Raw genomic sequence first — 389 nt, 5'->3', positions numbered from 1 at the left:
CGCCGCATCCGCCTTCGGACCCAGGACCCCGTCGAACCGCTCCGCACTGAGCGAACCGACCAGCCCGTTGTCGGCGACCCCGGCCGCGTGCACCACACCCCTGAGCGGATACTCCGCCGGGATACCCGCGATCAGCTGCGCCAGCGCGTCCCGGTCACCGACATCGCAGGCCGCGACCGTGACCGTGGCGCCCAGCTCCCACAGTTCCGCCACCAGGTCGGTGACGCCCGGGGCCTGCTCGCCGCGCCGGCTGGCCAGCAGCAGATGTTTGACCTGGTAGGTAGCGGCCAGATGCTTGGCCACCAGCGCGCCCAGGCCGCCGGTGCCGCCGGTGACCAGCACCGTGCCCTCCGGCCCGAACTCCAGAGGCCCGTCTTCCGACGTCGCCG

The 389-nt window shown here is 73.3% G+C and carries 1 protein-coding gene; it reads right to left on the bottom strand.

The window, feature by feature from the left end:
* Positions 1-389, bottom strand: a 389-nt coding sequence (locus ACSC1Q_RS43160) for an SDR family NAD(P)-dependent oxidoreductase (protein WP_436764539.1), incomplete at both ends; no start/stop codon positions are given.

This window comes from Streptosporangium heterodermiicola (assembly GCF_051390675.1).
Classification (GTDB): Bacteria; Actinomycetota; Actinomycetes; order Streptosporangiales; family Streptosporangiaceae; genus Streptosporangium.
Note: the sequence above shows the minus strand (reverse complement) of the source record. Positions and strands in the feature narration are given on the sequence as shown.